The following is an 18,747-nucleotide window of genomic DNA, read 5'->3' as shown; positions in this document are numbered from 1 at the left end:
CGGCCTCCGTTTTTCATTCGCTATTCGCCACTCACTATTCGCAAGCTTACCCCAGCCGTCCCGCGGCGTGCGCGAGCAGGGTGTAGACCAGCCCGGTCTCCGAGGTCAGGTGGCCGGCCAGCTCCTGCTGGCCGCGACCTTCGCGGGCGACCTCGTCGAGCAGGCGCTCGAACTCCGCGATGTAGCGGTCGACCGTCTGCTTGAAGCCGCGGTCGGCGCGGTACTTGCGGGCGACCTCGTCGAAGGCCTTCTGGCCGGCCGGCGTGTAGAGGCGCTTACTGAACGCCTTGTTCTCGCCGCGCTGGTAGCGATCCCACATCTCGGCCGCGAGGGTGCGATCCATCAGCCGGCCGATGTCGAGCGACAGCGACTCCAGCGGATTGGCGGCCGGCTGCTGCTGCGGACGCGGCCGCTGCTGGGCATCGCGGCCCTGCGGGGCGGGCGGCGGCGCGTCGCTGCGGTTGAGCAGGTCGGACAGCCAGCCGTCGCCGTTGTTGTTGGGGCCGGCCGGGCTGACCGACGGGGCCTCGGTGCGGCGCGAGCTCGCCATGCCGAGATCGGGCGGCGGCAGCGTCGAAGCGCTGTTGCCGTTGTCCCGCATCCGCACGTCGGCACGGCCGCCGGCGGCGGCAGCCATCACCGGCTCCTCGTGGCGGACGCTGGCGCGGTTGCTCGAGACCACGTCGAGCCCGCGGCCGTGATGGGCGACGATGCGGTTCAACTCGGCCAGCGCCTCGATCTGGTCGACGATCACCTTGCGCATCTGCGCGGTGTTTTCGGCTGCCTCCTGCGGCATTTCGAGCACGCCGCGGCGCAGCTCGCTGCGGGTGGCCTCGAGCTCGCTGTGCATCTCGCTCGCCATCTGCTTCATCGCCGTGACCATCGCGGAGAACTTCTCCGTCGATTCCTTGAACATCGCATCGGTCTCGGCGTTGCTCTGCTGGTAGAGCTCGTTCATGGCGTCGACGGTCTGCTGACGCTCGTTCTCGGCCGCCTGGCGCACCGCTTCGAACTGCCTGCTGATCGCAGCCGAACCGGCGCCTGCGGTCTCCGCCACCACGCGGGCGATGTCGCGGGCGCGTTCCTCGGCCGCGCCGAGCGATTCATCGAGCAGCCCGGTGAAGCGCGACAGCCGCTGGTCGAGATCGGTGGTGCGCAGGTCGATGGTGGTGACCAGCGCTTCCAGCGCCTCCTTACGCTCGCTGACGGAGGCCGTCGTCGAGCGGTTGGCCTGCTCGACCACGGCAGCCGCGTCGATCAGCGCCTTGCCATGGGTCTCGAACTGGCTCGACAGCGCGCCGAGATCTTCCAGCGCCTTGCCGGTCTTGCTGTTAAACACCGTGAGCTGGTCTTCCAGCGTCTGGGTTGCGACGCCGTTGCGCGAGGTGACGTCGTTCATGGCGGACACGAAGTCGGCCACGCGGGTCACCAGCGCGCGCTCGAGCGAGTTGAGGTTGTCGTGGGCGCCGGTCAACACTTCCTGCAGCAGGATGTTGCCCTCGCGCAGCCGCTCGAACAGCGCCACCGTATCGGTGCGCAGGATCTTGCTGGTCTCCTGCATCTCGGTGACCGCGGAGATCGAGACCTGGCGCGACTGGTCGATCGCCGCGCGCGAGGCGTGCTCGAGCTCCTTGAGCGACTTCGCCACCGCGCCGGTCGCCTGATCGCCGGCCGAGGTGATGTTGCGCGCGACATCGCCGCCATGCGCCGACATCGACTGCGAGAAGGCGAGGCCGCGGGTTTCGATCGCTTTCAGCGCGTCTGCCGTGGCGCGATCCATGTCAGCCGACAGCTGCGTGGTCTTGGCGGTCAGCGCCTCGACCAGCGAGCCGCGGCGGCCGTCGACCATCTGCGACAGACGCTCGGCCTGCTGCTGCACATAGGTGACGATCTCGTCGGTCTTGCCGGTCATCGCCGAGCCGAACGCGCTGGTGGCGGACAGCACCGAACGCTCGATGTCGGCGGAGGTCGTCTTGACCTTGGTCGAGACCTCGTTGGACATCGTGACCAGTGCGGCCTGTGCGTTCTGCGCAGAGGTCTGGATGTTGTCGGTGGTCTTGGCCGTGACCGAGCCCAGCGTGCGCTCGATATCGGTCGAGAGCGTGCGGATCTGCGCGGCGGCATCGGCGGAGGTCGCCGCAAACGAGCTCTGGGCTTCGCGGGCGCTGCCCAGGATGGTCTGTGCGGTCTCCGCGCTGGCCGTGGTCAGCGAGCGCTCGATCTCGACCGAGATCGCGCGGATCTGGGTTGCGGCCTCGCTCGACGTTGCGACGAACGAGTTCTGGGCGTCGCGGGCACTGCCGAGGATCGACTGGGCAGTGTTGGTGCCGACCGACGTCAGGGTGCGCTCGACATCGGCAGCCAGCGACTTGACGTGGTTGACTGCATCGGTCGACGCGGAGACGAGGGTGTTCTGCGCCTCGCGAGCGCCGGCCGTCAGCACCTCGGCGGTGCCGGAACCGGCCATCGAGAGCGCGCGCTGGATGTCGGCGGCGAGCGCCGACACCTTCTCGGCAGCCTCGGTCGACGCATTGACCAGCGTGCTCTGGGCTTCCCGCGCACCTGACGTGATCGATTCCGCGGTGGCCGAGCCGGCCATCGACAGCGAGCGCTCCATGTCGGCCGCCAGCGTGCGCACCAGATCGGCGGCTTCGGTGGATGCACCGGCCAGCGTGCTCTGGGCCTCGCGGGCGGAGGCGACGACGGCTTCCGCGGTTGCGGAGCCCGCCATCGACAGGGAACGCTCGATGTCGGCCGACAGCGTCTTGACCAAATTGGCGGCATCGGTCGACGCACCGGCCAGCGTGCTCTGGGCCTCGCGGGCGGAGGCGACGACGGCTTCCGCGGTGGCGGAGCCGGCCATCGACAGCGAACGCTCGATGTCGGCCGACAGCGTGCGGACCAGGTTGGTGGCGTCGGTCGATGCGCCGGCCAGCGTGCTCTGGGCCTCGCGGGCGGAGGCGACGATGGATTCCGCGGTGGCGGAGCCGGCGGTCGAGAGCGAGTGCCGCATGTCGGCCGCGAGCGCGCGGACGAGGTTGGCGGCTTCGGTGGATGCGCCGGCCAGCGTGCTCTGGGCTTCGCGGGCGGAGGCGACAACGGCTTCCGCGGTTGCGGAACCGGCCATCGACAGCGAGCGCTCGACGTCGCTGGCAAGCGACTTGACCTGGCCAGTGACGTCGGTCGAGGTCGAGATCAGCGTGGTCTGGGCCTCGCGCGCACCGGTCATGATCGCTTCGGCGGCAGCGGAGCCGGACATCGACAGCGATGCCTCGACATCGGCGGCCAGCGACTTGACCTGGCTTGCGGCCTCGACCGAGGCGCTGACCAGCGTGGTCTGCGCGTCGCGGGCGCCCGACAGCACGGAGGCCGCGGTGGCGCTGCCGGCCGCCTGCAGGGTGCGTTCGACGTCCTCGGACAGCGCCTTGATCTGCGAGGCGACGTCGCCGGAGGCGGAGACCAGCGAGACCTGCGCATCGCGGGCACTGGTGAGGATCGAGTTGGCGGCGCTGGTGCCGACGGCGGTCAGCACGCCCTCGACCTCGGCCGAGCTCATCTTGAGCTGGTTGCCGACGTCGGCGGACACGGTGAGCAGCGCCTGCTGCGCGGTGCGCGCGCCGGTCTGGATGGTTTCGCTGGTGTTGACCACGAGATTGGTCAGCGAGCGCTCGGCGTCCTCGACATGCGACTTGATGCTCGACGACAGCAGCTCGGCGCGGGACATCAGGTCCTCGCTGGCCTGGCGGCCGCTGCTCTCGATGCGGCCGGCGACGGCCTCGACGCGCGAGCCGAGCAGGTCCTCGAACTGCGCGACGCGGGTGTCGATGTCACCGGCGATGACGCCGACGCGGCTCTCGATGCCCTGCTGGATGTCGGCGAAGCGCGCCGAGATGGTGTCGGTCAGGTTCGAGCTGTGGCCGCTGATGGTCTCGACGAGGCGGCTGTTGTGACCATTGATGGTGTCGGCGAGGCGGGTGCTGTGGCCGTTGATGGTGTCGACCAGGCGGATGCTGTGGCCGTCGATGGTCTCGGCGACGCCGTTGATACGGTGGTCGACCGCGGCGATCGCCTGCACGGTGCCTTCGGTCAGGGTCGTGGTGAGCAGGCCGAGGCGCGAGTCGATCGAGTGGATCGCCTGAGTGGCGCCTTCGGTCAGCTGCGTCGCGAGCGTGCCGAGATGGCCGTCGATGGTGTCGGTGACCGACTTGGCGCGGCTCTCGAAGGTGACCTCGATCGTCTTCATGCGGCCGTCGATCGCATCGTCCAGCGACTGCAGGCGGCCGTCGAACGAGCCGATCTTGCTGGCGAGCGAGCTGTCGAACGACGACAGCTTGTCGGTCAGCGAGGCGTCGAGCGTGGTGACGCGGCTGCCGAGCGTGGTCTCGAACTGCAGCAGGCGCTGGTCGAGCGAGGCGGTGATCTCGCCGCTATTGCTGGTGACGCGATTGTCGAAGGTGTCGACATAGGTCTTCAGGCTGTCTGCGATGTCCTGGGTGCGCTGGCCCATGCGCTCGACGATGTCGCCGCCGAAGGTCTTGACCGTGCGGTCGAATTCCGAGATGTGGCGGGTGATCAGCGCGCCGAGCGTGCCGGAGTCGCGGGCGAATTTCTCGGCGAGCTCGCTGCCGTGGTTCTTCACCAGGTCGTCGAACGCGCTCATCTGCAGCGACAGCGAGTCGTGCGCGGTCTCGGTCTGGCCCACCACCTTGGCGACCAGCGAATTGACGGTGACGTCGAGCGCCTCGCTCGCGCGGTCGCCGGACGTCATGATCTGGCCGGCGAGGCGGTTGCCGGCGTCGTCGATCTTGCTGACGAGGTCGTTGCTGCGCAACTCGAGCTCGAGCAGCAGCGAGTCCGCGGAGTTCTTCAGGGAGTCGTGGACCTCCTCGGTGCGGTCGGAGATGCCGTCGACGATGGCGGACGAACGCTGCTCGAACTCGCCGGTGATGCGGTCGATGCGCTCGTTCAGCATCTCGTGGACGCGGTCGGCCAGATCGACGAACTCGTCATGGACGTGGCCGGTCTTGAAGTTGAGGCTGGTGGTGAGCCGCTCGGAGGCGTCCATCACCGCGCGCGTGGTCTCGGCGCTGGCTTCCTCGAGGCGGTCGAGCAGGTCGCCGCCGCGCTCGCCGAGCGCGAGGATCATGTTGTCGCCGGCATGGCTCAGCGCGGTCGTGATGTGCTGGCCGCGCTCTTCCAGCGCACCGGTGATGCTCTTGGCGACCTCGTCGACGCGCGATGCGATCGCGTCCGAAATCAGCGCGATGTCGTGGCGCAGGTCGATCTGCACGCCGGAGATGGCGCTGCGCACCTGCTCGGCCTGGCCGACCAGATTGTCGCGCTGGTGGGCGATGTCCTGCAGCAGCGCGCGGATGCGCACTTCATTGTCGGAATAGGCGCGTTCGAGCGCCGCGACCTCGTTGGCGACGAGGGTTTCGAGCTCGCCGGCGCGCGCGATCGCGCGTTCGACGCCATCGCCCATCGCCGCGACCTCGCGGCGGATCGCCTGGCCGACCGTCACCATGGAATCCGCGGCGGCGTTTTCCGGCTCGGAGAATCGCATTGCGACCTGCGCCATCGATTGCGCGATCATCTGCATGCGCTGGCCGTGCGAGGCGAGGCTGGCGAGATAGTAGAACAGCAGAATCGGAACGGCGAACAGCGCGGCGAGGCCGGCGAGCACCAGGACGCCGGTGCCCTGGGCCATCGACGCTTGCAGCGCGGGCCAGAACGCGATGGTGAGGATCACGCCGCCGAGCAGCCATGCGCCGGAGCAGACGAAGAACAGCGTAAAGGCGTTGCGGGCGCGCCCTCCCTGCAATGTCTGCAGCATCTGGCCGATGGTCTCGCGATCATCATTGGCGGCGCGGCGAGGGGCACGCGGTTCTTCGATCGGCTCGAAGGCCGAACGGTCGGTATTCGGACGTTGATCGAACGATGTGGCGGAAAAATCCGACGCCGACGGCGGCAGGCTGGGCGGCGCCGCGCCTTCGTTGAGGGAGCTGCGGTTTTCGGCGCCCTGTTCGCTGATGTTGAGAGCTTCCTGGATGGCAGAAAGCGCGACTTCGGTGGGATCTTTGACCTTCTTGGGAGTGTTCGCCATGTTCAGTCTGAGCCCTCTCACTATTTTACGCGTCGGCGAGCCTGCGATCGTCCCCACGCATGCTCGAAGCCGGTGCCCACAAGCGGAGCGCAAGCGCCCCCTCGGCGGCTTGTCCGCTACATCCGCAAACATCCTATGGGGAGAGTGATGCGAATGAAATGCTTGCGATTAATACTTTCTTAATCATCGTTAACAGCTTTGCGCCATAAGGCCTTATGGGTACTCGAAATTCCCGCCGCAGAGGGTCGATTGTGTCCGGAAATTGTCCAGAATCGGGCGGTTTTGCCGATCATCCCGACAACAATTCGTTAACCAGTTTCGTGATTGGCTCGCCGATGGTCCGCCGGTGAAGGCCCGGTGGAAACGACAGGGACAGGTCATGCCGCTTCATCTCGAACGGGTTGAATGGACCCAATCGCCGCCGCTCGCGCCTGGCGACGGGCCGATCGACGTCGATCACCTCCGGCGCATGACACTGGGCGATCCTGCCCTGGAGCGGGAAGTGCTGGCGATGTTCTCGACCCAGTCTGCCCGGATCCTTGGCGAGCTGGCTGCCCTGCCGCCCGAGGCGACGACCCATGCCCACACCCTGAAGGGATCGGCGCGGGCGATCGGCGCCTTCGGCGTCGCCGAGGCGGCCGCCAACCTGGAAACCGCGCTGGCCGGCGGTTTCGATCCGGCCCAGCCCCTTGCTGCGCTCGGGGCCGCGATTGGCGAGGCGCGCACCGCGATCGAGCTGATTCTGGGCCGGTCCTAGGCCTCTCGCATCTCCAGGGCCTGCCGCAGCGGCCGGGATACCGCCCGGGCCGGCCGGCAGGTTTTCGGTCTCCACGCTGGCGCTGTGCGGATCGACCCGTTATACGACTGCCCGGGACCTTTCCATCCATCGTCCGGCGCATTCCGGCAGCACGAGCAATCATGGCCAAAATCCACTTTATCGACCATAGCGGCGAGAAACGCACAGTTGAGATCGAGAACGGCGCGACGGTGATGGAAGGCGCGATCCGCAACGCCATTCCCGGCATTGAAGCCGAATGCGGCGGCGCCTGCGCCTGTGCGACCTGCCATGTCTATGTCGATGAAGCGTGGCGCGAGAAGGTCGGCGCGCCGTCGCCGATGGAAGAGGACATGCTGGATTTCGGTTTCGACGTGCGCCCGAATTCGCGGCTGTCCTGCCAGATCAAGGTGACCGACGAACTCGACGGCCTGGTCGTGTCGACGCCGGAACGGCAGGCCTAGACCCTTTCCGTTCCGATTGAATCGGAACGGGGCTCTAGATTTTGTTTTGACGCGTTTTCTTCACGCGAACCGGCGCCCACTTCGCTCGAAAACGCTCTGACGTCTCTTATTCGCCGTCCGGATTGACACCGCGACGGACCCAGCGGCGGAAGTTCTCCCTGACCTCCGCCGGCAGCGGCGTCGGCCTGCGCGTGGCCTCGTCGATCATCACGGTGACCGCCTTCGCCGACGCAACGCATCTCCCCTCCGAAAACACCACCTGATCGAAGGTGGTCGATGTCCGCCCGAACTTGACGAGACCGAGCCCGAGCTCGATCTGGCCCGGCCAGTGCAGTTCGGCGCGGAAATGGATGTCGAGGCGCACCATGATCCAGCCGAGCCCGGCCGGCATCAGCCCCATGCTGCGGTCCTTCACCAGCGTGACGCGGCCGGTTTCAAAATAGCTCGCATAGACGGCGTTGTTGACGTGCCCGTTCGGGTCGAGATCGGCAAAGCGCACATTGTCGGACAGCCGATAGGGAAAGTCTTCCAGGCGCAGTGCATCGTTGGCGCGGACAGGGGCATTCACGAGGGGGCTCTCCGTCGGTTTCCTGCCCATACAGCCGAGTTGCGCAGGCTCGGCAAGGGGTTGCCGCGCCAGCCGCTGTCCCTATTATGCATGTCACGATCCGGCCCACTTGGCTGGACAGGCGAAAAGCCGTCCAGTCGACCTCAACTGAAAAGAAGCGGACATGAGCGAAGCGATCAAGACCGATGTGCTGATTATTGGCGCGGGCCCCTGCGGACTGTTCGCCGTGTTCGAACTGGGCCTGCTCGACATGAAGGTGCATCTGGTCGACATCCTCGACAAGATCGGCGGGCAGTGCGCCGAGCTTTATCCCGAGAAGCCGATCTACGACATTCCCGGCATTCCCTTCGTCACCGGCCAGGGGCTCACCGATCAGTTGCTGGAGCAGATCAAGCCGTTCAATCCGACCTTCCATCTCAACGAGATGGTGGAGAGCATCGAGAAGATCGGCGATCCCTTGTTCCGCGTGAAGACCGATGCCGGCAAGGAGTTCGAAGCCAAGGTGGTGGTGATCTCCGCGGGCGGTGGCTCGTTCCAGCCGAAGCGTCCGCCGGTGCCGGGCATCGAGGCCTATGAAGGCACCTCGGTGTTCTATGCCGTGCGCAAGATGGAGCAGTTCCGCGACAAGAACATCCTGATCGTCGGCGGCGGCGACTCCGCACTCGACTGGACGCTCAATCTGCATCCGATCGCCAAGCGCATCACGCTGCTGCACCGGCGCGACGATTTCCGCGCCGCGCCGCACAGCGTCGAGCAGATGCGCTCGCTGGTTGCGGACGGCAAGATGGATCTCAAGATCGGCCAGGTCACCGGGCTCGAAGGCGCTGGCGGTCAGCTCTCGGGCGCCGCGTTGAAGGGCAACGACAATGCGATGTCGACGATCGCCTGCGATACGATGCTGCCGTTCTTCGGGCTCACCATGAAGCTCGGTCCGGTGGCGAACTGGGGCGTTGCGCTCGAGAACAATCTGGTGCCGGTCGACACCGCGGCGTTCGAGACCAACGTGTCAGGCATCTTCGCGATCGGCGACATCAACACCTATCCGGGCAAGCTCAAGCTCATCCTCTCCGGCTTCCACGAGGGCGCGCTGATGGCGCAGAAGGCGCACCGCTACGTGTATCCGGACAAGCGGCTGGTGTTCCAGTACACAACCTCGTCATCAAGTCTGCAGAAGAAGCTTGGCGTGAACTGATTCCGCTCCAGCAGCGACCAATGCCAGGGGCATGGGGCATTTCCCGCGCGGCGCGGGTACTGGAACGCTCCGTCAAATGGCCGTAGTCTGCGCGTAGCCGAGTTCGTCGATTGATCAGGTGAATGATGATGCGGAACACGCGATCCAGACTTCGGCTGATCTTGGCGCTCGCCGCGGCCTTTGCGCTAACTGCTCCGCTTGCGGTGTCCGCGGCCGAGCTGTCGGCGGCCGGCCTCTGGCAGAAGGTCGAGGAAGGCAAGACCGAGGGCTGGTTCCTGGTGATCGAGCGCAACGGCCTGTACGAAGGCATGATCGCCAGGATGTTTGCAGCGCCCGGCGATCCGCCCAATCCGGTCTGCTCGAAATGCACCGACGATCGCAAGGACATGCCGTGGCTCGGCATTCCGCTGATCCGCGACATGAAGCGGAACGGGCTCGCCTATGAAGGCGGCAACGTGCTCGATCCGCGCAACGGCAAGGTCTACAAGGCCAAGATGACGCTGAGCGCCGACGGGCAGACGCTGACCATGCGCGGCTATCTCGGCATCTCGCTGTTCGGCAAGGACGAGGTCTGGACCCGGCTGCCGGACACCGCGATGGCGCAGCTCGATCCCGCGCTCGTCGCCAAATATCTGCCGGCGCAGGCCGCAGCGGTGAAGCCGCCGCCGCCGGCGCCCTTGCCGGCGACGAAGCGGCATTAGGACTTTTCACGCTCCGATCGAGATCACGTTCGCCCCCGTGCTGCGCGGGCGATCAGCGCTGCTCCGGTGCCGTCGGCAATGGTGCGACCGGCTCGGAAAGCACCTCGGGCACCGTGGTGTTCAATTGCAGCACGGTGGCGGCCGCGGGCACCGCCGCATCGGCCATCGCCGCATGACCTTCGGCGCTGGGATGCACCGCGCCGCCATACACCGCCGACAGGATGCCCCATGTCGCGTCGTGGATGTCGGTTGGCTGCATCGAGGACGGCAGGCCCTGCGGGTAGGTCATCGCCGCGAAGTAGCTGTCATTGGCGTCGCGGATCCAGCGCGCGCGCGGCAGATAGGCACGGTATTCGCCGGCGCTGCGGCCGCATTTCAGCGGCTGGCTCGCCGCGGCGACGATGTCGGAGACGAAGCTGTCGCCGTTGGCGGCGAAGCAGTCGCGGTCGAACTCCGGATCGGTCGAGGCGCGCGCGCAGAAGCCGTGGCTTGCAAACGCGTCCTGATGCGCATCGACGAAGGTCATGCGGTCGGCCTGCGGATTGCGGCAGATGATGCCGGACTGGCACTGCGCGATCGCCTTGAGCTGCGGCAGGAACTCGTTCTGCACGAAGCTCGAGACCGAGGCGAGCCGCTTCGGATCGGCGTTGAACGAGGGGTGGATCTCGAAACCGGCGCGGCCGCCGGGGCAGGGCGCGCCGCCATTGGCCAGCGCCGGATTGGCATAGGCCGTGTAGATCACGTGCGAGAGGTCGCCGCCGAGCAGCGGCTTCAGCGCATCGCGCAGCTTGGCGAAATCGGCCGGCAGGTCGCGCGCCAGCGCCGAACGCGCATCGTCGACGCTGGCCATCGAGCCGCCCTGGCTGAACAGCGTGCGTTCGGTCGGCGTGTCGACGATCACGTTGGCGACGAGGCCGGAGAAGTAGATGTCGTTGGCGCCGATCGACAGCAGCACGAGATCGAGCGCGCGGTCCGGCTGCCGGCGCTTGGCGGCTGCGAGTGCCGTGCGCAGCTCGGCGATCTGGCCGTTGACGGTGCCCGAGCAGCTGCTCGCGGTTTTCGTCGGCAGACATTCGCGCGCCTGCTGCGAGCCGAGCAGCCCGTCGGCGATGGTGGCGCCGGTGCAGGCCAGCGGCAGATAGGTCACCGCGATGTGCGGATATTGCACGGCGAGCGCAAGCGCGGTGCGGGTCTGGTAGCTGTACAGTGAGCGATGACAGGCCGAGTTGAGCCACAGCGCGCCGTGGCGCTGCCAGTTCGCCAAGGTGTCCGGCGCTTCGCAGGCGCGTCCGCCCTTGAAGCCGGCGCGGCTCGGCCGGTAATATTGCGCTCCGCCGAGATAGGAGCGGAAACAGAATCCATCGTCGGAGAGTGCAATCGCGCGATCGGGATTGCCCTCGCCGGATGCGATGCTGTCGCCGAGCCCGGCGATCAAGAGGTCGCGCACCGCGATCTGCGTCGTCACGCGCTGGTTGGCGTCCGAGCCGCTGGCGACGTCGACGGTTGCGACCGTGGTGCGGCCGTAGCGGACGCGCAGATTGACCGGCTCGGCGCAATCGAAGGTCGACGATTGCGGCCCATCGCCGTCGTCGAACGACCAGGCGCAGGTCGCACCGACCGGAACCGGGCCGGTGAGCCGCACGACGATCGGGTGGTCGATCGGCGTCAGATAGCTTTCCTTGACGTTGTCGCGGGTGCAGGGCTCGCTGACGCGGCCCTGCAGGTCGATGCAGAGCCGGTTGACCGTGTTGCGCGCCCAGCCGCGGCCGTCGCTTTGCAGTTCCAGCGCCTGTTCCGAGGCCAGCACGCTGCGGCCGAGCCCGCTTTCGACATGCAGGCGGAAGTCGCGTTCCTCGCGGAACAGGCGGAAGCGGTTGCGGACCTCCCAGGAGATCGAGAGCTGGGTATCCTGCGCCTCCGCGGCTGAAGCCAATACCGCCGCAAGCGCGCTGCCGAGCAGCACGCTGCAGACCGTTACACGAAACGAAAATCGAACCAAAAAGCCAATCATGGCGCGGTTTGACGCGAGTGGTACGGCGAAAATAAGAGAAGCGGCTGCAGGGATCAAAATCCGGGATCGAAGAAACCCGGGGCAGGGGCTGATAACGTCGCTGTTACCGTCTCAGCCGCCTGATCTGCTGCTGCCGGCTTTCGATCGGTTGCCGCACGGTCGCCGAAGCCGTGCAGGCTTGGCTTAATCTTTTTCGTTCCTGCCATGGCCGCACCACGTTCAGCCACAGCTCGCGCATGCCCATGATCGAGATCGAAATCCCGAACGGGATCAGGAAATAGAGGATCCGGAACACGACCAGCGTCGCCAGCAACTGCTCCTTGCTGAACTCCGGCAGCGCCACCAGCATCGCGGCGTCGAACACGCCGATCGAGCCGGGGGCATGGCTCGCAAAGCCGAGCAAGGTCGCCAGGATGAACACCACCGCCAGCGAGACGAAGTCGATATGCGGCTCGGTCGGCATCAACAGATACATCGCGAGCGCGCAGAAGCCGAGATCGACCACGCCGATGATGATCTGCAGCAGCGTCAGCTTGGCCGAGGGCAGCACCACCTTCCAGCCGTTCTGGCCGAGCTCGCGGCGCTTCTCGCCGGTCAGCAGCCAGACGAAATAGGCGCCGATGCCGGCAAGGCAGCCGAGCGCGATCAGCCGGTTCATCGCCGGCGGCAGCAGGTCCATCGCCGACGCCGCGCCGGGGTGCCAGGCCATGCCGAAGCCGAGCACGAACAGATTGCCGAGCCAGAAGGTCAGGCCCGAGAGAAAGCAGATCTTGGCGACGTCGATCGCGGAGAGGCCGTAATCGGAATAGATCCGGAAGCGGATCGCGCCGCCGGTAAAGACGGTGGCGCCGATATTGTGGCCGATCGTGTAGCTGGTGAAGCTCGATAGCGCTGCGATGCGGTAGGGGACGTGGTTCTTGCCGATCGTGCGCAGCGCGAAGAAGTCATAGAAGGTCAGCGTGCAGAACGCGCCGACCACGCAGAGCGCCGCGAGCGCGATCCGGTGCGGCGCGATGTCGGTCAGCGCGGTGAGGATGATCCCGGTATCGACGCCCTTCAGGGTGTGGATCAGCGTCGTGATCGCGAACACGATGATGAGCACGCTCGCAGCGATCCCGAGCCGTTTCCAGCCGATCTTTTCCTTGAAGCCACGCCCGAGCGTGGTCAGCAGCCGAAGCATTCATCCTCCCGGCAGGGACAATTTCAGTGGGACCCGGTCACGGACGGCGACGGGTGACGGGCAAACGCACCGTACGCGATGACCCATAAGGCAAAACCGATGCGTTGTGCAGCCCTTGACAAGCCAACCTTCGGCTCCTGTGCAGCGTTGTTGTCATACTGGCTACATATGTTCTCGCTCTGCGGAATGTGAGTCGCGGCCATGTCGCGCGCCGCGACGGGACCATTGCGTGTTCCGCCGTCAATGGGCCGTTCACGGCGATTTCATCGGCATTTTTGCCGATTTTGCCGCCGTTGCGGGGACCATGGGAGCGAAGCGAATAGACGATATGCATCGGCATGGGGGAGGTCGGGGCCGGCTGCGGCGTTTACCAAAGCGTGAAGTCGATACGCGCATCTGCGTGATCGGGCTGTGAACCGCGGTTGGGGCCGGAATGAGGCGCCCGGAGGCCGGTCCGTAGGTCTATTGAGGCAAAACGCCGCGCAACATCGTTGCGGCCACATGGCCCAGGTCGCCGTCGCAATGCCATACTTCGATCGGTGGCGAAGTATCATTGAGCAACGAAGACCTATCTCTCGCATTGGTTGCGCAGAGCGAGGTCAAGACCATGCGACAGACATCCCTGAACCTCCGGCGCGTGCCGGACCAGCGCGCGGTGTCCCAACAACCGTCGACCGGGCTTGCGGCGACGTTGACGCTCGCCGCTATGAGTCTCGGTTACGGCGTCGTGCAGCTCGACGTCACCATCGTCAACACGGCGCTCAACGCGATCGGCGCGTCGCTCGGCGGCGGCGTTGCCGAGCTGCAATGGGTGGTCAGCGCCTACACCATCGCCTTCGCCGCCTTCATCCTGACCGCGGGCGCGCTCGGCGACCGGATCGGCGCCAAGCGGATCTTCATGGCCGGCTTTGCCATCTTCACCGCGGCATCGGTCGCCTGCGCGGTCGCGCCTGATGCCGTGACGCTGATCGCCGCGCGCTGCGTGCAGGGACTGGCCGCGGCCATCCTGGTGCCGAACTCGCTCGCGCTGCTCCGCCACGCCTATGCGGACGAGACGGCGCGCGGACGCGCGGTCGGCGTCTGGGCCGCCGGCGCCAGCCTTGCCTTGACTGCCGGCCCGTTCGTCGGCGGCGCGCTGATCACGCTGGTCGGCTGGCGCGCGATCTTCCTGGTCAATCTGCCGATCGGCCTCGCCGGGCTGTGGCTCGCCTGGCGCTTTGCTGACGAAACCACCCGCCATCAGCAGCACCAGCTCGATCTGCCCGGGCAACTTGCGGCGATCGCCGCGCTCGGCACGCTGGCCGGCGCGCTGATCGAAGGTGGTGCGCTTGGCTGGGACAGCCCGTTCGTGATCGCAGGCTTCGCGCTGGCCGCCGTCTTCTCCGTGCTGTTCGTCTGGCGCGAGGCGCGCGCGGCACAGCCGATGCTGCCGCTCTCGCTGTTCAGGCAGCGGATGTTCGCGTTGACCTCGATGGTCGGCCTGCTGGTCAACGTCGCGTTCTACGGACTGATCTTCGTGCTCAGCCTGTACTTCCAGCAGGTCAACGGACTATCCGCGTTCGCAACCGGCCTCGCGTTCGTGCCGATGCTCGGCGCCGTGCTGCCTGCCAACCTGATCGCGCCGCATGTCGCAGAGCGGATCGGCGCGCCGGCGGCGATCGCGCTCGGCGCCGCACTCTCGGCGGCCGGATGCCTGGCGATGCTGTTCATCGGTCCCGGCACCTTCTATCGCGCGATCTGCCTGCAATTGCTGGCGATCAGCGGCGGCCTCGGCCTCCTGGTGCCGCCGTTGACCTCGACGCTGCTCGGCAGTGCCGAGCCGCAGCATGCCGGGATCGCGGCCGGGGTGCTGAATGCGACCCGGCAGACCGGCAGCGTGCTCGGCGTCGCGCTGTTCGGCTCGATGGTCGGCCGGTCGGCGGCCTTCATGGCCGGCCTGCATGCGGCCCTCGTGATCTCCGCGGGCGTCTTGCTTGCCGCCGCCGCGCTGGTCTGGATCGGCGCCTCATCACGAGCGCGGCGGTGAGTGAAGCTTGCTCCCGACGGGCGGCCGCCGACGGGTAGCCGAGGCTGCGACAAGACTGAGACGGGACTGAATTGAGAGGACTGCGGTTTTCCTCGACGGTATTCCGTTCATTCAAGGCTTCTTCACCATGCGTGGAACCTTGCTGCGGTGCGTTACCGTTCGTACACGAATACGCTTGTTCTTATGGGTCCATAACGGGGGCCTATATGTATCGCGTACTCACCTGTCTCACCTTGGAACATGACTGGCGGTTGGTCGTCCTCGGTGGGGTGATCTGCCTGCTCGCCAGCGCCGTCGCGATCAGCCTGTTTCACCGGGCCCGCGCTGCAGAGGGCCGCGCCCGCGAGATCTGGATCGGCCTCGATGCGGCCGTCGGCGGTTGCGGTATCTGGGCCACCCATTTCGTCGCCATGCTGGCATACGATCCCGGCATCGAGGCCGGATACAACATTCCGATCACGCTGCTGTCGCTGGTGCTCGCGGTTGCGATCCTGGCCGTTGGCCTTGCCGTCGCATCGCTCGATGAACGCTGGTGGACGGTCGCCGCCGGTGGCGCCATCGTCGGCATCGGTGTCGCGGCAATGCATTACACCGGCATGCTGGGACTGGAATTGCCCGCGCGCATCGTCTGGTCGCCCGGCATCGTCGTGACCTCGATCGCATTCGGAAGCCTGTTCGGCGCGCTCGCGCTGGTCGTTGCCACGCGCGGCGAACGCCTTGGCGCCACTGCGGCTGCGACCGGTCTTCTGACGGTTGCGATCGTCTCGCATCATTTCACCGGGATGGGTGCGGTGACGCTGGTCCCGGACCCGACCATCGTTCCCGACGGACTTTCGGTCTCGCCGCGCGTGCTCTCGTTCATGACCGCGGTTGCCGCCTTCGCGATCCTCGGGCTGTCACTGATCGCCTCCATCCTCGATCGCCGCGCCAAGACCGAGCTTCACAAGCAGAAGATGGTGCTGGATACCGCGCTCGAGAACATGTCGCAGGGGCTGTGCATGTTCGATGCCGACGGCCGCATCATGCTGTTCAACGAGCGCTACAGTGAGTTGATGGGGCGCAATCGGGTGCCGCTGCAGGGGCGATTGCTGATCGACGTCCTGCAGGACCTGCATTCCATCGGCGAGTGGGACGGCGACCCCGAGGAATTCTGCCATGCGCTCGTCGCCGAGGCAAAGGCCGGCAACGGCGCGACGCGGATCGTCAGCCGCAACGAGCGCGCGATCCGTGTCGTCGACCAGCCGATGAAGGGCGGCGGATGGGTCGCGACCTTCGAAGACATCACCGAATGGCAGCAGGCCCAGGAACAGATTTCACACATGGCGCGGCATGACGCGCTGACCAATCTGCCGAACCGCACGCTGTTCCGCGAGCAGCTCGAGAAGGCCTCGCGGCTCGCCAAGCGCTCCGACCAGCTCGCGGTGCTGTGCCTCGATCTCGATCATTTCAAGGAGATCAACGACACGCTCGGACATCCGGTCGGCGATGCGCTGCTGCGCGAGGTCGCGCGCCGGCTCGGCGAATGCGTGACCGAGCACGACACCGTGGCGCGGCTCGGCGGTGACGAATTCGCCATCGTGCAGTTCTGCAGCAATTGCGAACCGTCCGTGGTGGCGTCGCTGGCGAGTTGCGTGGTCGAGCGGATCGCCGCGCCCTACGAGATCGAAGGCCATCAGCTCGTGATCGGCGTCAGCATCGGCATCTCGCTCGCGCCCGAGGACGGCAAGGATCCCGACGAACTGCTGCAGAAGGCCGATCTCGCGCTGTACCGCGCCAAGGCCGATGGCCGCGGCACCTACCGGTTCTTCGAGACCGGGATGGATGCACGCGCGCAGGCGCGCCGGCTGCTGGAGCGTGACCTGCGGCTCGCGCTCGAACGCGACGAGTTCGAGGTCTATTACCAGCCGATCCGCGATGTCGAGGGCGATCGGGTCGTCGCCTTCGAGGCGCTGGCACGCTGGAATCACGCGCAGCGCGGGCTGATCGCGCCCAACAATTTCATTCCTGTCGCCGAGGAAACCGGACTGATCGTCCCGCTCGGCGAGATCGTGCTGCGCAAGGCTTGCGTCGAGGCCGCACGGTGGCCCGCGGACATCGCGGTTGCCGTCAACCTGTCTCCGGTGCAGTTCAAGAATCCGAACCTGGTGTCGTCGGTGAGGGCGGCGCTGGATGTGTCGGGCCTGTCGCCGGATCGGCTCGAGCTCGAGATCACCGAATCGGTGCTGCTGCAGAACAGCGAGGCGACGCTCGCGGTGCTGCACGAGCTGCGTGGTTTCGGCGTCCGCATCTCGCTCGACGATTTCGGCACCGGCTATTCGTCGCTGAGCTATCTGCGCAGTTTCCCGTTCGACAAGATCAAGATCGACCGTTCGTTCGTGACGGATCTCGCGACGCGCGAGGACTCGATGGCGATCGTGCGTGCGGTCACCGGTCTCGGCAAGAGCCTCGGCATCGTCACCACGGCGGAGGGCGTCGAGACCGATACCCAGTTCGACCTGCTGCGTCAGGAAGGCTGCACGCAGGCGCAAGGTTATCTGTTCAGCCCGCCGCGGCCGGCGGCTGACGTCGCCAAGATGTTGCGCCGGGCGCCGGAACGGTCGGTGGCGTGATTGAACAGGCGCCCGCTTACTGCTGTCGATCACTCGCTGCTATGCAGTCTGTTTCCCATCCATAAGCCAATAGACGATGGCCGTCAGAGCAAAGGTCGATGCGCCCGCAACGGCGAACGCGGCAAGATAGTCGCCATTCGAACTGCGCTGCAGGACCGCGCCCAAAAGTGCAATCCCGAAGCTGAAACCGATTTGGCGCATCGTGACGCAAATGGCTGATGCGGTCGACGCACGATCGCTTGGAACGGCCGACACGGCGGCAGCGGTGATCTGAGCGTTGATCACCGCACAACCTGACCCGCTGACGAGCAGCGCAATGACTGTCATAGCCAGCGTGCCCGGCCCCCGATTTGCGCCGGAGATCGCACCGAGTGCCACGTCAGCCATCCCGATCAGCGCGAGGCCGCCACAGAAGAACGACCGTTGGGGGATGCGGCTCGTCAAGGCCGCTCCATAGCGCGGCAACACCATCATCGGCAATGTGAGCGCGACCAGGAGCCAGCCCGCCTCGAGCGGATTCAGTCCCAATGGTCCGCGCGCCAATTGCGGCACGTAGACGAGCAGCGACCAGAATCCGATCGATCCCGCTATCGGGACGAGGCACATTGCGATGAACCGTCGCGATCCGAATAGCCTGGGATCGAAGGCGGGGTTGGGGTGCCGGTGTTCCACCCAAACGAACAGGAGCAGCGCAATCCCCGAAGCGGCGAGGCCGGTCAGGCACGTCGCCGACGCGATGCGGCCAAGCACGGGTGCTTCCAGCAGCATGAACGCGAACGCCGCCGACGTGATCGCGAGAAGGCCGGCACCGAGCCAGTCGACCTTGGCGTTCGAGCGCTGCCGGTCGAGGCCGTTGCCGATTCTGCATTGCGCCAGAGAAACCAAAACTGCGCAAAGCGGCAAGTTGATCCAAAAAATCCAACGCCACCCGATCGTATCAGCCAGCAACGATCCGAGCGGCGGGCCAGCGACCATCGAGGCGCCGACGATGGTGCCCCAAAGCCCAAACGCCCGCGCGCGCCGAGGTCCCTCGTAGGCACCAGCCAGGAGGGCGGACGAGGTGCTGGTGATGCAGGCACCCGCGATACCTTGCAACGCACGGAATGTCAGCAAAACGT

Annotated in this window: 12 protein-coding genes; 7 read left to right on the top strand and 5 right to left on the bottom strand. The window is 66.3% G+C overall.

All coding sequences use genetic code 11. The features are described 5' to 3' along the window. Window positions 1-46: 46 nt before the first annotated feature. Window positions 47-6,103, bottom strand: coding sequence for a negative regulator of septation ring formation (locus tag QMZ05_RS16250; RefSeq protein WP_353701669.1), 6,057 nt, complete (start codon window positions 6,101-6,103; stop codon window positions 47-49). A 379-nt stretch (window positions 6,104-6,482) separates the two neighbouring features. On the opposite strand from QMZ05_RS16250, the gene QMZ05_RS16245 reads away from it, so the two are divergent. Both QMZ05_RS16245 and QMZ05_RS16240 read left to right on the top strand, forming a co-directional pair. Next, on the top strand, window positions 6,483-6,860 hold the full coding sequence (locus QMZ05_RS16245) for an Hpt domain-containing protein (protein ID WP_353701668.1): 378 nt from the start codon (window positions 6,483-6,485) through the stop codon (window positions 6,858-6,860). Window positions 6,861-7,021: 161 nt separating this feature from the next. Beyond that, window positions 7,022-7,342: a 2Fe-2S iron-sulfur cluster-binding protein gene (locus QMZ05_RS16240; RefSeq protein ID WP_050424119.1), complete on the top strand. Its 321-nt coding sequence runs from the start codon at window positions 7,022-7,024 to the stop codon at window positions 7,340-7,342. Window positions 7,343-7,448: 106 nt separating this feature from the next. Here the strand turns inward: QMZ05_RS16240 and QMZ05_RS16235 are convergent, their stop codons facing one another. After that, window positions 7,449-7,910, bottom strand: coding sequence for a thioesterase family protein (locus QMZ05_RS16235; protein WP_353701667.1), 462 nt, complete (start codon window positions 7,908-7,910; stop codon window positions 7,449-7,451). A gap of 163 nt (window positions 7,911-8,073) precedes the next feature. Here QMZ05_RS16235 and QMZ05_RS16230 point away from each other — a divergent pair, with 163 nt between their 5' ends. Continuing rightward, the gene (locus QMZ05_RS16230) at window positions 8,074-9,102 is read left to right on the top strand and encodes an NAD(P)/FAD-dependent oxidoreductase (RefSeq protein WP_074129236.1); all 1,029 of its coding nucleotides are present in this window, start codon (window positions 8,074-8,076) and stop codon (window positions 9,100-9,102) included. Between the two features lie 128 nt (window positions 9,103-9,230). Beyond that, entirely contained in the window at window positions 9,231-9,803 is a 573-nt protein-coding gene (locus QMZ05_RS16225) for a DUF2147 domain-containing protein (protein WP_353701666.1), read from the top strand. 52 nt (window positions 9,804-9,855) lie between these two features. Here the strand turns inward: QMZ05_RS16225 and QMZ05_RS16220 are convergent, their stop codons facing one another. Together QMZ05_RS16220 and QMZ05_RS16215 are read right to left on the bottom strand one after the other, a co-directional pair. Continuing rightward, window positions 9,856-11,814: a hypothetical protein gene (locus tag QMZ05_RS16220; RefSeq protein WP_353701665.1), complete on the bottom strand. Its 1,959-nt coding sequence runs from the start codon at window positions 11,812-11,814 to the stop codon at window positions 9,856-9,858. A gap of 103 nt (window positions 11,815-11,917) precedes the next feature. Then, complete coding sequence (locus QMZ05_RS16215) at window positions 11,918-12,994, bottom strand: YbhN family protein (RefSeq protein WP_353701664.1); 1,077 nt, start codon at window positions 12,992-12,994, stop codon at window positions 11,918-11,920. A gap of 229 nt (window positions 12,995-13,223) precedes the next feature. Here QMZ05_RS16215 and QMZ05_RS16210 point away from each other — a divergent pair, with 229 nt between their 5' ends. The 3 genes from QMZ05_RS16210 (at window position 13,224) to QMZ05_RS16200 (ending at window position 17,629) form a co-directional block, all read left to right on the top strand. Continuing rightward, the gene (locus QMZ05_RS16210) at window positions 13,224-13,409 is read left to right on the top strand and encodes a hypothetical protein (protein ID WP_353701663.1); all 186 of its coding nucleotides are present in this window, start codon (window positions 13,224-13,226) and stop codon (window positions 13,407-13,409) included. A 192-nt stretch (window positions 13,410-13,601) separates the two neighbouring features. After that, a complete protein-coding gene (locus QMZ05_RS16205) occupies window positions 13,602-15,020 on the top strand; it encodes an MFS transporter (RefSeq protein WP_353701662.1) in 1,419 nt (472 codons plus the stop codon). A gap of 206 nt (window positions 15,021-15,226) precedes the next feature. Beyond that, window positions 15,227-17,629 carry an EAL domain-containing protein gene (locus QMZ05_RS16200; RefSeq protein ID WP_353701661.1) on the top strand — a complete coding sequence of 801 codons (2,403 nt, stop codon included), beginning with the start codon at window positions 15,227-15,229 and terminating at the stop codon, window positions 17,627-17,629. 39 nt (window positions 17,630-17,668) lie between these two features. On the opposite strand, the gene QMZ05_RS16195 is transcribed toward QMZ05_RS16200, so the two are convergent. Continuing rightward, window positions 17,669-18,747, bottom strand: a 1,079-nt coding sequence (locus QMZ05_RS16195) for an MFS transporter (protein WP_353701660.1), incomplete at its 5' end; no start/stop codon positions are given.

The sequence above is a fragment of the Bradyrhizobium sp. INPA03-11B genome (assembly GCF_040446015.1).
GTDB lineage: Bacteria > Pseudomonadota > Alphaproteobacteria > Rhizobiales > Xanthobacteraceae > Bradyrhizobium > Bradyrhizobium macuxiense_A.
The sequence above is the reverse complement of the archived record's forward strand: the minus strand, read 5'-3'. Positions and strand labels throughout refer to the sequence as shown.

What these genes read in the sequence shown, in the direction of transcription:
- QMZ05_RS16205 (WP_353701662.1), top strand. Translation starts at nt 13,602, where the DNA reads ATGCGACAGACATCCCTGAACCTCCGGCGCGTGCCGGACCAGCGCGCG.
- QMZ05_RS16245 (WP_353701668.1), top strand. Translation starts at nt 6,483, where the DNA reads ATGCCGCTTCATCTCGAACGGGTTGAATGGACCCAATCGCCGCCGCTC.
- QMZ05_RS16230 (WP_074129236.1), top strand. Translation starts at nt 8,074, where the DNA reads ATGAGCGAAGCGATCAAGACCGATGTGCTGATTATTGGCGCGGGCCCC.
- QMZ05_RS16240 (WP_050424119.1), top strand. Translation starts at nt 7,022, where the DNA reads ATGGCCAAAATCCACTTTATCGACCATAGCGGCGAGAAACGCACAGTT.
- QMZ05_RS16200 (WP_353701661.1), top strand. Translation starts at nt 15,227, where the DNA reads ATGTATCGCGTACTCACCTGTCTCACCTTGGAACATGACTGGCGGTTG.
- QMZ05_RS16250 (WP_353701669.1), bottom strand. Translation starts at nt 6,103, where the DNA reads ATGGCGAACACTCCCAAGAAGGTCAAAGATCCCACCGAAGTCGCGCTT.
- QMZ05_RS16225 (WP_353701666.1), top strand. Translation starts at nt 9,231, where the DNA reads ATGCGGAACACGCGATCCAGACTTCGGCTGATCTTGGCGCTCGCCGCG.
- QMZ05_RS16215 (WP_353701664.1), bottom strand. Translation starts at nt 12,994, where the DNA reads ATGCTTCGGCTGCTGACCACGCTCGGGCGTGGCTTCAAGGAAAAGATC.
- QMZ05_RS16220 (WP_353701665.1), bottom strand. Translation starts at nt 11,814, where the DNA reads ATGATTGGCTTTTTGGTTCGATTTTCGTTTCGTGTAACGGTCTGCAGC.